The sequence below is a fragment of the Catenibacterium sp. genome (assembly GCF_052354645.1).
Taxonomy (GTDB): domain Bacteria; phylum Bacillota_I; class Bacilli_A; order Erysipelotrichales; family Coprobacillaceae; genus Catenibacterium; species Catenibacterium mitsuoka_A.
In genome coordinates this window covers 1-11,703 of the sequence record NZ_DAWDDM010000033.1, presented here as the reverse complement: position 1 = coordinate 11,703, position 11,703 = coordinate 1, and the positions used below count along the sequence as shown (strand labels likewise).

13 protein-coding genes are annotated in these 11,703 nt (G+C 31.7%); 7 read left to right on the top strand and 6 right to left on the bottom strand.

From position 1 onward, the window contains the following. Together ACT8VG_RS02745 and ACT8VG_RS02740 are read right to left on the bottom strand one after the other, a co-directional pair. A partial coding sequence (locus ACT8VG_RS02745) for a sigma 54-interacting transcriptional regulator (RefSeq protein WP_444195153.1) occupies positions 1 to 560 on the bottom strand: 560 nt, incomplete at its 3' end. 102 nt (positions 561 to 662) lie between these two features. Then, positions 663 to 1,475: a MerR family transcriptional regulator gene (locus ACT8VG_RS02740; RefSeq protein ID WP_117459891.1), complete on the bottom strand. Its 813-nt coding sequence runs from the start codon at positions 1,473 to 1,475 to the stop codon at positions 663 to 665. Between the two features lie 194 nt (positions 1,476 to 1,669). Between ACT8VG_RS02740 and ACT8VG_RS02735 the strand changes: the two genes are divergently transcribed. After that, positions 1,670 to 2,422: an SDR family NAD(P)-dependent oxidoreductase gene (locus ACT8VG_RS02735; protein WP_117459894.1), complete on the top strand. Its 753-nt coding sequence runs from the start codon at positions 1,670 to 1,672 to the stop codon at positions 2,420 to 2,422. A gap of 288 nt (positions 2,423 to 2,710) precedes the next feature. Here ACT8VG_RS02735 and ACT8VG_RS02730 read toward each other — a convergent pair whose 3' ends face one another. Continuing rightward, positions 2,711 to 3,679 carry a LacI family DNA-binding transcriptional regulator gene (locus ACT8VG_RS02730; protein WP_444195152.1) on the bottom strand — a complete coding sequence of 323 codons (969 nt, stop codon included), beginning with the start codon at positions 3,677 to 3,679 and terminating at the stop codon, positions 2,711 to 2,713. A gap of 182 nt (positions 3,680 to 3,861) precedes the next feature. Between ACT8VG_RS02730 and ACT8VG_RS02725 the strand changes: the two genes are divergently transcribed. From ACT8VG_RS02725 to ACT8VG_RS02715, 3 genes are all read left to right on the top strand, one after another. Further along, positions 3,862 to 4,665 (top strand): endonuclease/exonuclease/phosphatase family protein, encoded by an 804-nt coding sequence (locus ACT8VG_RS02725; protein ID WP_117459897.1) that lies wholly within the window; start codon positions 3,862 to 3,864, stop codon positions 4,663 to 4,665. Beyond that, on the top strand, positions 4,662 to 6,146 hold the full coding sequence (gene malQ, locus ACT8VG_RS02720) for a 4-alpha-glucanotransferase (protein WP_117459899.1): 1,485 nt from the start codon (positions 4,662 to 4,664) through the stop codon (positions 6,144 to 6,146). The genes ACT8VG_RS02725 and malQ overlap by 4 nt, the downstream gene beginning before the upstream one ends. 95 nt (positions 6,147 to 6,241) lie before the next feature. Next, positions 6,242 to 7,444, top strand: a complete 1,203-nt coding sequence (locus ACT8VG_RS02715; protein ID WP_418220668.1) for a class I SAM-dependent rRNA methyltransferase — start codon at positions 6,242 to 6,244, stop codon at positions 7,442 to 7,444. Here the strand turns inward: ACT8VG_RS02715 and ACT8VG_RS02710 are convergent. Next, a complete protein-coding gene (locus tag ACT8VG_RS02710) occupies positions 7,441 to 8,064 on the bottom strand; it encodes a LytTR family DNA-binding domain-containing protein (protein ID WP_217106111.1) in 624 nt (207 codons plus the stop codon). The two genes, ACT8VG_RS02715 and ACT8VG_RS02710, sit on opposite strands and share 4 nt — an antisense overlap. Before the next feature lie 230 nt (positions 8,065 to 8,294). Here ACT8VG_RS02710 and ACT8VG_RS02705 point away from each other — a divergent pair, with 230 nt between their 5' ends. Next, positions 8,295 to 8,606, top strand: coding sequence for a helix-turn-helix domain-containing protein (locus tag ACT8VG_RS02705; protein WP_331874388.1), 312 nt, complete (start codon positions 8,295 to 8,297; stop codon positions 8,604 to 8,606). 9 nt (positions 8,607 to 8,615) lie between these two features. Here the strand turns inward: ACT8VG_RS02705 and ACT8VG_RS02700 are convergent, their stop codons facing one another. Both ACT8VG_RS02700 and deoC read right to left on the bottom strand, forming a co-directional pair. Next, complete coding sequence (locus ACT8VG_RS02700) at positions 8,616 to 9,377, bottom strand: AIM24 family protein (protein ID WP_022425201.1); 762 nt, start codon at positions 9,375 to 9,377, stop codon at positions 8,616 to 8,618. A gap of 53 nt (positions 9,378 to 9,430) precedes the next feature. Further along, positions 9,431 to 10,132 (bottom strand): deoxyribose-phosphate aldolase, encoded by a 702-nt coding sequence (gene deoC / locus ACT8VG_RS02695; protein WP_117459571.1) that lies wholly within the window; start codon positions 10,130 to 10,132, stop codon positions 9,431 to 9,433. Positions 10,133 to 10,250: 118 nt separating this feature from the next. On the opposite strand from deoC, the gene ACT8VG_RS02690 reads away from it, so the two are divergent. Beyond that, positions 10,251 to 10,970 (top strand): GntR family transcriptional regulator, encoded by a 720-nt coding sequence (locus ACT8VG_RS02690; RefSeq protein WP_331874386.1) that lies wholly within the window; start codon positions 10,251 to 10,253, stop codon positions 10,968 to 10,970. 1 nt (position 10,971) lies between these two features. Continuing rightward, entirely contained in the window at positions 10,972 to 11,613 is a 642-nt protein-coding gene (locus ACT8VG_RS02685; protein ID WP_444195151.1) for a glycoside hydrolase family 32 protein, read from the top strand. Positions 11,614 to 11,703: the final 90 nt, after the last annotated feature.

The window sequence follows — 11,703 nt, the reverse complement described above, 5'->3', positions numbered from 1 at the left end:
GGTATTAAATGAACATTATCAAAATAAATCATTCCGTTTTTCGCCTTTTCTAAAGCAGCTTTTCCATAATCAATAAATAAATTCTTAATCATAGTTTCATCATTCATAAAGTATTTACAATTTAGTTTCACTAATTGACCATTTTCATTAATTAGGCCTTTTTCTTTAGAAAATTCATATATTTTTTTAGCAAGTAAACTTTTACCTGTACCACTTTCCCCTGACAATAAAATAACCGGTTTTTTACCAGGATATAAAAGTGTTGATTTAATATCTTGAATAGACTTAGCAAGGCTTCCATTAAATCCTATTAGTTGATTAAATATAGAATCGTCTTCATCTAATTTATTATGTATTTTATAAAGTACCGGTCTCCCAGCTATTTTTTCTAATTTATTTTCTCTAACTAATTCATTCAAAATAGCTGATAAATTAGAACGTTGAATATTTAAATGACTTGCTAATTCTTTTGTTGAAAACACCATTTTAGAGGGATCGTTTTGATCTTTTTTTGTAGATAATTTATCAATATAAAAAAGAACCTCATATTTCTTTTTCATAAAATTTCTCCTTTTCTAAATATATTCATATTATAAAACAAAAAAAGAAATATGCACACTTTTATAAAGTCTACATATATTTCATATTCTCTATTCAACTATTTATTTCAATTCTATAGGTACTTTAACTTTTGCATAACGTACTTTTTTACCGTTCTCTTGAAAATAGTAATTTGGATAAGTTGCTGTCGCAATTCCACAAGATTTAATATTACGTTTTTTCAAATAAATAGATATATCTTTAAAAATTTCAGTATTTGGATATTCCCAGTTCTCATTAATAACAACTGTATTTAAACAATGTTGTCTTGGCATAACTCTTGCATCTTTTAAAAATTCTTGAGGAAGTTGATTATAAATAATTTCGGGTATCACAAAAAACCACTCTGTTACACTTTGTGAAGAATCATATTGTTTTACATCTGTTACTTGTGCTTGACTAATGAATGGGAGATATTCAAATAATTTTGCATAATATCTTGGATCATCTTTAGTAAAACAAAATTCTGATTGAGAAATTTTCGCATAAGGTAATAAATAACATTTAGGTTCAACAGTGATCCAATAGTTCCCAATATTATAAAAATCTGTTTCTGACTCAACCTTTAAAGTTGTTAAATAATCTATAAGATTTTTAGTTTCCTTTACTTCTGATTCTAATTCACAAATTTTATTATTTAAAATATCCGTTACTTTAGAAACAGGTATACCTTCAACATACTCTACTGATTCTTTCATAGAATACCCTATCTTTCGATTATATAAACATGCTAATAATGAAATAACATCTTTATTATCTAAATCACGATAGTTGTTTTGACTTATTCTTTTTGGATAAATCACTCCTTCTTTTTCATAATAACGTATTGTATCTGTAGATATGCCTAACAATTTAGCAGCTTCACTAATTTTCATAATATGATCTCCTTAACATTAAAGTTAGTCCAATGTTTTATTGATATAAAATTATATCATACAAGATTTATTTCTTCAATTTTGTGTATTTTTAGAAGATAATGTACCTAAATTAGATAAATAAGCCATCCTTGACTATAGAGTTACTCCATAAATTATAATTTATATATAATCAAATATTTGGAGGTAGAAAAATGGAAAATCGTGTTGTATTAGTTACTGGTGGAGCAAGTGGAATTGGAAAAGGTATGGTTCGTATGTTTGCTGATAGAGGTTGCCAAGTTATTATTTTTGATGTTCAGGATGACAAAGGAGAAACTTTAGCAAAAGAATTATGTGATCAAGGAAAAAAGGTTGTTTATAAACATGTAAATTTATTTGATATTGATGAAATCAAAAATGCCTATGTATGGATAAAAGAACAATTTGGAAAATTAGATTATGCTATGAATAATGCAGGATTTGGTATTCCAGCAAAGCCACTTGATGAATGTACCAGTGAAGAAGTTAATAAAGTAATTGGAATTTGTTTAATTGCTGTTACAAATTGTATGATTGAAGAAATAAAAATAATGAAAGAAAATGGTTTTGGGCGTATTGTCAATACGACATCTGGTGCTGGATTATTAGGAATCAAAGGAAACTCAGTTTATTGTGCAGCTAAGCATGGTGTTGTGGGTGTTACAAAAGCAGCTGCTCTTGATTATGCAACATCTAATATTACTATTAATGCTATCGCACCAGGAACTATCGAAACTGAATTAGTAAATTCACTCAAAGAAATCGCTCCCGATGCTTATAAACAAGCAGAAGAATCAAATCCAAGTGGTCATTTAGGAAAGCCAGAAGATATTGCTAATGCTGCAGTATTCTTATGTGAAGATGCATCATCTTTTATAAACGGTGTTGTACTTCCTGTTGATAGTGGTTGCGTAGCTGGAAAATAATAAAACTAAATTCGCACAAAGGTATTGAATTATATTATATTCATAAATGTTTTGTTTTTCAAAACAACTAACTCTAAAAGTTAGAAAAGGTAAGGATCTCTCCCATCCTTACCTTTTCGTTTTGATGCAATTGTTCTCTAATTTGCGATCAAATTAGAGCATTACATATTTTAATATGCAAGTTCATTTCAAAGCATAGTAAACATTGTACTCATTTTCATTTTACAAAAAAACCCAAATTGAAATATCGATTTGAGTTTTTTGAATTTCTCTGAATAAACGTATAAATTAACGTTTTGTGAATGGCACAATTGAGCGTGTTGCAAACATGGTAGGTGTTTCTATATGTTTAATAAGCTGGACAACTGCTTCCATGCCTAACTGATTTGGGCTTACATCAATAGAAGTCAGTGGTGGTTCTGAGAAACGTGCAAAGATAGAATTATTAAAGCTCACAATAGAAATATCATCAGGCACTTTCTTTCCTACTTCAGTAATTAGTCTAACCATAATGACTGCATAAATATCATCACATACCACAAAGGCACTCGGACAGTCATCACTTCTTAATAATTCAAGTATTTCATTGGGGTTATAGGAATAGCTCGAAGAAAGATTCTTAATATAGTCTTCTTTTATTTCATAGCCTGCTTCGGATAAAGCTTGTATATAACCAAGACGTCGATCTATAGAATATTGTACATCTTTTTTTTCACCAATATAACCGATCTTTTGATGTCCTTTTTTTAATAAGTATTTCACTGCCTCATAGCCTGCCTGGATATTATCTGTATCTACACTGACTGATGTAATGGAATTCATTGGTGGTTTACCAATCATAATATAAGGAATCATACGTTCTCTTAGATAGTCTGTCACAGAAGATTCAATTTTCGTATTTAGGAAGATATATCCTTCACAATCCGCAATTTCCATACTTGTCTTCATTTCTCTCGTATCGGCACCAGTAATAATATGAAGACTATAACGCTCTTTATTACACATATAACTAATTCCTCTTACTATTTCTAGATAGAATGGATTTTCATAGACATCTACCATAGAACGTGGAAAGACGACACCAACATCATGTTTCTTAATATGTGATTTATCATACACATAACCGAGTTCATCCATTACTTTACGTACTTTTTCTTTCGTTTCTTCACTAATAGAATAATGATTATTAATTGTACGAGATACAGTAGATGGAGATACACCTGCTTTTTTCGCGATATCTTTAATTGTGATACTCATTTAAATCACCTCACTTTTATTATACTTATTATTGTTGCGTTGCGCTAACATTTGCATATTATATGCGTAAATACCCTATTTTGTTGCATAAAATCTATTGTGTAAGTGTTTACAATCATTAAAATAGAATTTGTAAGAAAAAGGAAGTAAGACATAACCTTATTAAAAGGAGGAAAAAGAAAATGAAGCTTATGACACTTAACACACATTCACTAAGTGAATGTGATGAAAAGAATAAGCTCCAGACAATTGCGAATTTTATTCTAAATTATGATGTTGATGTCATTTGTTTACAAGAAGTCAATCAAAGTATGACTGCAAAAAGTATTTCTACCGACAGATCTTATGTCGGTAGAGACATTATTAAAGAAGACAATTATGCACTTGGACTAAGCCAATTACTTGGTGATCAATACAATTGGAACTATATACCAGTTAAAGTAGGTTATGGCAAGTTTGATGAAGGTGTAGCCATCTTCTCTAAGTACCCAATTGTGAATAGTGAAAATACTTTATTGACGCAAACCAATGATTATACGTTCTGGAAGAAACGTAATTCTCTTGGAGTAGAAATAGTAAAAGAAAACACACATTTTTGGGTTTATACAGTCCATTTAGGATGGTGGAAGGATGATGAGGAACCTTTCATCAACCAATGGCATAAGCTCAATGTTGTGGCGAATAAAGAAGTCTCTGTTTACTTAGCAGGAGATTTCAATGCACCTGATATTATTCCAAACCAAAGTTATGAGACTATTAAAGAAGATGGATGGTTTGATACACGTGACTTAGCGGATGATGTCCAAGGTCGTTTTACTGCTCAGGGTAAAATAGACGGATGGGATGAAGCAGTAGATGGTATGCGTATTGATTATATCTGGTGTAATAAAAAAGAACATGTAAAAAGCCATCATGTTGTATTTGATGGTACACATGAAGATGTAGTTTCTGATCATTTTGGATTATTTATGGAGGATAGTTTATGAGAAAAAGTGGTGTGTTATTATCCGTATCATCTTTACCTAGTAAGTATGGTATTGGTTGTTTTGATGAAGCTGCTTATAAGTTTGTAGATGATCTTGTAGAAGCTAAACAAACATATTGGCAGATTCTTCCTTTAGGTATTACTGGTTATGGTGATTCACCTTATCAGTCATTCTCTACTTTTGCAGGTAACCCATATTTTATTTCTTTAGATGAGTTTGTGAAATGTGGTTATTTAAAGGAAGAAGATCTACCAGAGGCAGATATAAACAGTGATTATGTTGATTATTCTTATCTCTATGAAAATAGATATGCATTATTAAAGAAAGCTTATGAGAATTCACATATTACTGATAATGAAGATTTTAAAGCTTACTGTAAGGACAATGCATGGTGGCTAGAAGATTATGCATTATTTATGGCAATAAAAGCATCTTATGATAACCAAGGCTGGGAAAATTGGCCTTTAGAATTACGTTTAAGAAATGATGCGTCCCTTACCGAGAAACGCAATGAACTAAGTGATGATATTAATTACCATAAGTTCTTACAGTACTATGTATGGAAACAATGGTATGCATTAAAGGATTATGCGAATAGTAAAGGGGTAGAAATCATTGGTGATATTCCTATCTATGTTGCATATGATTCATCTGATGTATGGGGACAGCCAGAATTATTCCAGCTAGATCCTGAAGTAAAACCTACTGCAGTTGCAGGTGTACCACCTGATGGTTTCTCTGCTGATGGACAGCTTTGGGGTAATCCACTTTATGACTGGAAGAAACATAAGGAAACTGGTTATGCATGGTGGATTCAGAGAATTGCATATTGCAAGAAAGCTTACGATATTGTACGTATTGACCATTTTAGAGGTTTTGATGAATATTTCTCAATTCCTTATGGTGATACAACTGCGAGAAATGGACATTGGGAAAAAGGTCCAGGCTACGACTTATTTAAGACAGTTGAAGAGTCTTTAGGTAAGATAAATGTTATTGCAGAAGACTTAGGTTATTTGACTGATACAGTTAAACAGATGGTCGCTGATTGTGGTTATCCAGGTATGAAGCTATTTGAATTCGCATTTGATTCACGTGATTCTTCTGGTACAAGCAACTACCTACCTCACAACTATACAGAAAATTCAGTTGTTTATACTGGAACTCATGATAATGAAACAATGATCGGATGGCTTAAAAATATTTTACCTGAAGAAAGACAGATGTTGAAAGACTATCTACACTATGATGGTGATGATGACACTGTATTAGTGGATATGAGTATTGATTGTATTATGGCAAGTGTAAGTGATAAGTGCATTGTACCAATGCAGGATTACTTAAAGCTTGATAATACAGCACGTATGAATAAACCTAATACTTTAGGTAATAACTGGATGTGGCGTTTAGATAAGAATTCCTTTAATGATTCATTAAAGGAACGAATGCGTAACATTACAGAAAAAACAAACCGTATTTAAAGGAGATTTTCTCCTAATCAGGGTTCTTAATGAACTCTGATTTTTTTATTGATTTTATCTCTTATATACTTTATTTTATAAACGAGGTGTATAAAATGAAAAGAAATTATCCAAGTATTATTATTACTCCTGAAGGAGAAAAATGGCTCGATAAAGGGCAGATGTGGATGTATAAGAATAATCTAGGTAGTCTAGATGATTCTATTGAGAATGGTTCTTTAGTAGATATTATGACAACTAAAGGACGTTATTTAGGTACAGGTTTTCTTTCTAAAGAAAGTCATATTACAGTACGTATCTTAACTAAGGATCAAAATGAAGTGATTGATAGAGACTTCTTTAAAAAGAGAATTCAGTTTGCCTATGATTTTAGAAAGACAGTAGAAAAAGATAACTTAACTAATTGTCGTCTTGTATTTGGTGAAGCTGATAGCTTACCAGGCTTAACTGCAGACCGTTATAATGAAATCATTGTGACTCAGATTACATCCTATGGTTTAGATTTAATCAAGGATATGATTTATGAATTATTATTAGAAGTATTAAAAGAAGATGGTCAGAATGTATCTGCCATCTATGAAAGAAATGATGTTAAAGTACGTGCGAAGGAAGGTTTAGAACTCTATAAAGGATTCTGGAAACCAAGCACATTACCTACTACAACAGTTATTAATGAAAATGGTTTAAAACTTAATGTAGATGTAGAAAATGGTCAGAAGACTGGTTACTTCTTAGATCAGAAATCTAATAGAGTATTACTTAGAAACATGTCTGCAGGTAAGACAGTATTAGACTGTTTTAGTCATACAGGTGGTTTCGCATTAAATGCTGCAATTGGAGGCGCAAAACATGTCACTGCTGTAGATGTTTCTCAGACAGCTTTAGATCAAGGTCTTGCGAATGCTAAGATGAACCATTTAGAAGAAAGAATGTCTTTTGTACAGGATGATGTCTTTGATTACTTAGATAAATGTCATCAGGGACAGTATGATATCATTGTCTTAGATCCACCTGCGTTTACTAAATCAAGAAGAACTGTCAACCATGCTTATAATGGCTATAAGAATATTAATATGAAAGCTATGAAGCTTTTAAGACAGGGTGGATATTTAATTACATGCAGCTGTTCACGTTTTATGGAAACTGCACTCTTTGAACAGATGTTAAGAGAATCCGCAAAAGAATGTGGAGTTACTCTAAAACAGGTATCAGTGACTCAACAGAATGCGGATCATCCAATTCTTTGGACTATGGAAGAAACATCTTACTTAAAATTCTATATTTTCCAGATTATTTAGAAGTCTTCGGACTTCTTTTTTAATGCTTCATAAAATTTATTTTTATATTTATAGCTTAGCTTAAATATCTCTAGATTGAGATAGATATCTAATTGATTAATTTTAGTAATATAACGTGTATTTACACATGTATTCTTATTAATTTGTACAATCTGTTTAGAACCAATCTCTTTTAATATCACCTTTAAAGGTTTATAGAGATGATAGTTCTTTTCTTTTGTATATATTGTAGTGAGATGTTCATGTGTATGTATGTAGATAATATGATTAATAGGAATAGAAATATCCTGGTAATTATATTTGAAATGATAATAATCACGAGAATGAAAGAATGTGAATAATATGAAAGGAATATCTTTTTCTAGACTATCTTCAAATATATAGTAAAAAGGCTGATAGATGACAGTTTCAGGACCTAATGGGTGATTGGTAACTATCACAATAAAAGCCTTTTTATTTATATTTCTTATTCTTGGTATATCTTCAAGTGTATCAGTAAAATACAAATCTGCAGGAATAAGAGTGTTAGATATTGTATAAGGATGATGTAGATGATAATCAAGTATATTGGTTATTCTTTTTATTATATGAGAATTTGAATGTACTATAGAAATAATCATGAGATCTCACCACCTATTAAATAAAAAAAGGACTATTAATAGTCCTTGAGCGTGTAAACACACTGTTATAGCTTCCGTGAACACAATACATGAATAACTCACTATATGACATAACATATATCATGAAACAGAAAATAATGTCATGAAAGATAGGAAAATGAGAATTTTACGCTCATGAGCGCCATACGCTCATATTTATTTCTATGCTTAAGACATAGAGGTAAATAGATATGTCAATGGGAGAGAGATTAAGAGAAGCAAGAAATAAAATAGGATATTCACAGGAAGAAGTGGCAAGACGTATTGATTTAGATCGTACAACTATAGGAAAGTATGAAAATGATGCATGTGTACCATCTTCAACTACTCTTGCAAGACTAGTAGAAATCTATTGTACAGATGCAAATTATATTTTATATGGTAAAGAGATGAAGGTGATGAATATATCGCGTGTACCAAAGAACTGTATGAGAGATATCTATATGTTGCTTTCAGAATATCTTATAGAAGATTATGCACATAATGAAAACATCCACGACTAGTGGATGTTTTTAAATTTGAGGTTTAATTAATACTCTTCCTGTACCGCGATAAACATTGACTAAACCTTCACCACTCATAGCTGAACCAATGAGTGTTTTACCGCTTCTTTCTACTGTAAAGTCAAGGTTTTCACTCCAGGCAATGGCGAATGAACCGTCAATCTTTAACGTATCGTTATGTAAATCTATTGTGATAAGTTCTTCTTGTGGTACATCACATTCTAAGACTACTTTACCAGAACCTTTTAGACATAGATTAAATAATCCTTCTTCACCAATAGTTTGTCCTGATACACTTTTAATCATAGATGCACTTAAGCTGACTTTGGTTTCAGATGCACAATATAAACCATCCTCTACACACATCGCTCCATTCCAATCATCTAGATCTTCAATAATATAATGTTTATAACTTGGTTCTGTGACTATTACACCTGTACCAACATATTGTGGTTTAATAGTGGATTCACCAGTGACCTGCGCATTAAAGAACTTTTTAATTGTATCTCCAATACCCTTTAAACCTGTTGTCTGATGTACATCACCCACATACCATTGCATTGCCCCTGGCTGTATATTGACACTTTCATCATTTAAAGTAATCATTAGTTGTCTTTTCTTTACATTCATCTGACTCATATAGAACTTAGTTTGTGCATCCTCTGCAGTACAGCTTAAATCCTTATCATATTGAATGACTTTAAAAATCCCTTTACGACTTACTACAGAAACATTACTATTATCTTCAAAATTAAAAATTTGGAATCCCATAAGAAAACCCTCCTTTACACTATTATATACGAAAAAAAGGTCTTATGACCTTTTTAAATCTTAATAATACCATCTACAGCTTTTTTCTTTAATTCTTCAATAATAGAGACTCCTGCACTCGTACCAATACGTGTTGCTCCATTTTGAATCATCTTAATAAAAGTATCCGCATCTCTAATACCACCTGCAGCTTTTACTTCTACTTCATCACCCACATGTTTTTTCATTAATGCAACATCTTCAAATGTTGCACCACCTGTTCCAAAACCAGTAGATGTTTTAATAAAATCAGGTTTAACCTCTTTCGCAATTTCACATAACATAATTTTTTCTTCATCTGTAAGATAACAGTTTTCAAAGATGACTTTACAAGGAATATTGTGGGCATGACATGCATCTACAATCTGTGTCATTTCATCTTTAATATAATCCCAGTTCTTATTCTTAACTTCTGTTTGATTAATCACATAATCAATCTCTGTAGCACCTTCTTCAATCGCATTATTTGTATCAAATACTTTAGAGGCAATAGTAGTTTGTCCTAATGGAAATGAGATGGCAGCTCCTACATGAATATCAGTACCCTTTAGTAGTTCTGCACATAAATGAGACTGTACCTGATTGATTGCAACCATTTTAAAATGATAATCCTTTGCCTCATTACATAGTTTTTCCATATCTTTACTAGAAGCATCAGTATGAAGATTAGTATGATCAATCATCTGTGCTAATTCATCAATAGTATATTCTTTCATAATCATCTCTCCTTTACATATATACTAACATTATAACATCATTATGTCAACATTATGTAAATATATCACTTGTGTTTTTTATGTGATAAAATAGTATATATATGGGGGAGGAAACGTTATGACCGCTTTATATTTAGATGTAAAGAAAGACTTATTAGATAAAATTACATCGGGTGAATATTCAGAAGGAACCATTATTCCTACAGAACATGAACTTTCTGATTTATACAATGTGAGTCGTCCAACGATTAGAAAAGCTGTACAAATCTTAGTAGATGCAGGTTATTTAGAAAAGAAAAAGAAACGTGGTACGATTGTATGTGCACCTAAAGTCATTCAAGATTTTACTCAATCAATATCAAGCTTTGATACACAGATGAAAAGACATGGTGTTGTATCTAAAACACAGGTGATTACATTTAAAATGGAAGAAGCATCTAAAGAGATTGCGAAATCTCTACAGATTCATGAAAAAGATTTAGTCTATAAGCTTGTTCGTTTACGTTATACAGATCATAATCCCAATGTCTTTATTACAACCTATATTCCTGTTTCTTTATTTCCGGGTTTACTCGATATCGACTTTACGCATATTAGGCTCTATGATGTTTTTGAGAAACAGGGACATAGTATTGATACAATTGATCGTACATTAGAAATAGCTCTCGCAGATGATACTATTGCGGATATGCTGGATATAGATGAAGGAGACCCACTATTCTATTTCCGCTCTATTGGTTATGATACACAAAAGAATCTAATAGAATATTCTATTGCCCGTTATAGAGGAGATATTAATACATTCACATTACATCTTAATCAGCACAAAGGAGAGTAGTATGAGCTATCGTTTAAAATACCATGTATGTCCTGAACATGGCTGGATCAATGATCCAAATGGATTTTCTTATTTCCAGGGATATTATCATTTATTCTATCAATACTACCCAGATGAACCTGTATGGGGACCTATGCATTGGGGTCATGTAAGAAGTAAGGATTTGGTTCACTGGGAGAACTTACCTATTGCCTTAACTCCAGGGGATAAAGAAGATCTTGATGGCTGTTTCTCAGGAAGTGCAATAGAGTACAACAATCGTTTATATTTAATCTATACAGGTAATATTTATGATGATCCTGAACATATCACATTTCATCAGAATGTGAATATTGCCTGGAGTGAAGATGGTATTCATTTTCATAAGTATGAAGCAAATCCAGTGATTAGTGAACCACCTACAGATAATACATATCATTTCCGTGATCCTAAAGTATGGCGAGAAGATGATCATTTTAAGATGATTATTGGTGGTCAGAAGGAAGATGGAAGAGGACATGTACTCATTTATCAATCGGATGATTTAATCAATTGGGATTATTTAGGTGAATATGGTCATGCTTCTACAATTGATCATGAAGGTAAGATGTGGGAATGTCCTGATTTATCTAAAAAACAGGCAGAACCCCCCACCTCAATATAGAATATAGGTGGGGGATGAATGCCGTTAATGCATCCGATAGAGAAATTTGGAGTAAGAAATAGTATAATACATATAGGAAACTTCTTTTCC

Excerpts from the sequence above, each read along its gene's own strand:
- ACT8VG_RS02740 (WP_117459891.1), bottom strand. The coding sequence starts at position 1,475 with ATGAAAATTAGTGAAGCTGCTAAATTGTTAGGCATATCTACAGATACA.
- ACT8VG_RS02735 (WP_117459894.1), top strand. The coding sequence starts at position 1,670 with ATGGAAAATCGTGTTGTATTAGTTACTGGTGGAGCAAGTGGAATTGGA.
- ACT8VG_RS02730 (WP_444195152.1), bottom strand. The coding sequence starts at position 3,679 with ATGAGTATCACAATTAAAGATATCGCGAAAAAAGCAGGTGTATCTCCA.
- ACT8VG_RS02725 (WP_117459897.1), top strand. The coding sequence starts at position 3,862 with ATGAAGCTTATGACACTTAACACACATTCACTAAGTGAATGTGATGAA.
- malQ (WP_117459899.1), top strand. The coding sequence starts at position 4,662 with ATGAGAAAAAGTGGTGTGTTATTATCCGTATCATCTTTACCTAGTAAG.
- ACT8VG_RS02715 (WP_418220668.1), top strand. The coding sequence starts at position 6,242 with ATGAAAAGAAATTATCCAAGTATTATTATTACTCCTGAAGGAGAAAAA.
- ACT8VG_RS02710 (WP_217106111.1), bottom strand. The coding sequence starts at position 8,064 with ATGATTATTTCTATAGTACATTCAAATTCTCATATAATAAAAAGAATA.
- ACT8VG_RS02705 (WP_331874388.1), top strand. The coding sequence starts at position 8,295 with ATGTCAATGGGAGAGAGATTAAGAGAAGCAAGAAATAAAATAGGATAT.
- ACT8VG_RS02700 (WP_022425201.1), bottom strand. The coding sequence starts at position 9,377 with ATGGGATTCCAAATTTTTAATTTTGAAGATAATAGTAATGTTTCTGTA.
- deoC (WP_117459571.1), bottom strand. The coding sequence starts at position 10,132 with ATGAAAGAATATACTATTGATGAATTAGCACAGATGATTGATCATACT.
- ACT8VG_RS02690 (WP_331874386.1), top strand. The coding sequence starts at position 10,251 with ATGACCGCTTTATATTTAGATGTAAAGAAAGACTTATTAGATAAAATT.
- ACT8VG_RS02685 (WP_444195151.1), top strand. The coding sequence starts at position 10,972 with ATGAGCTATCGTTTAAAATACCATGTATGTCCTGAACATGGCTGGATC.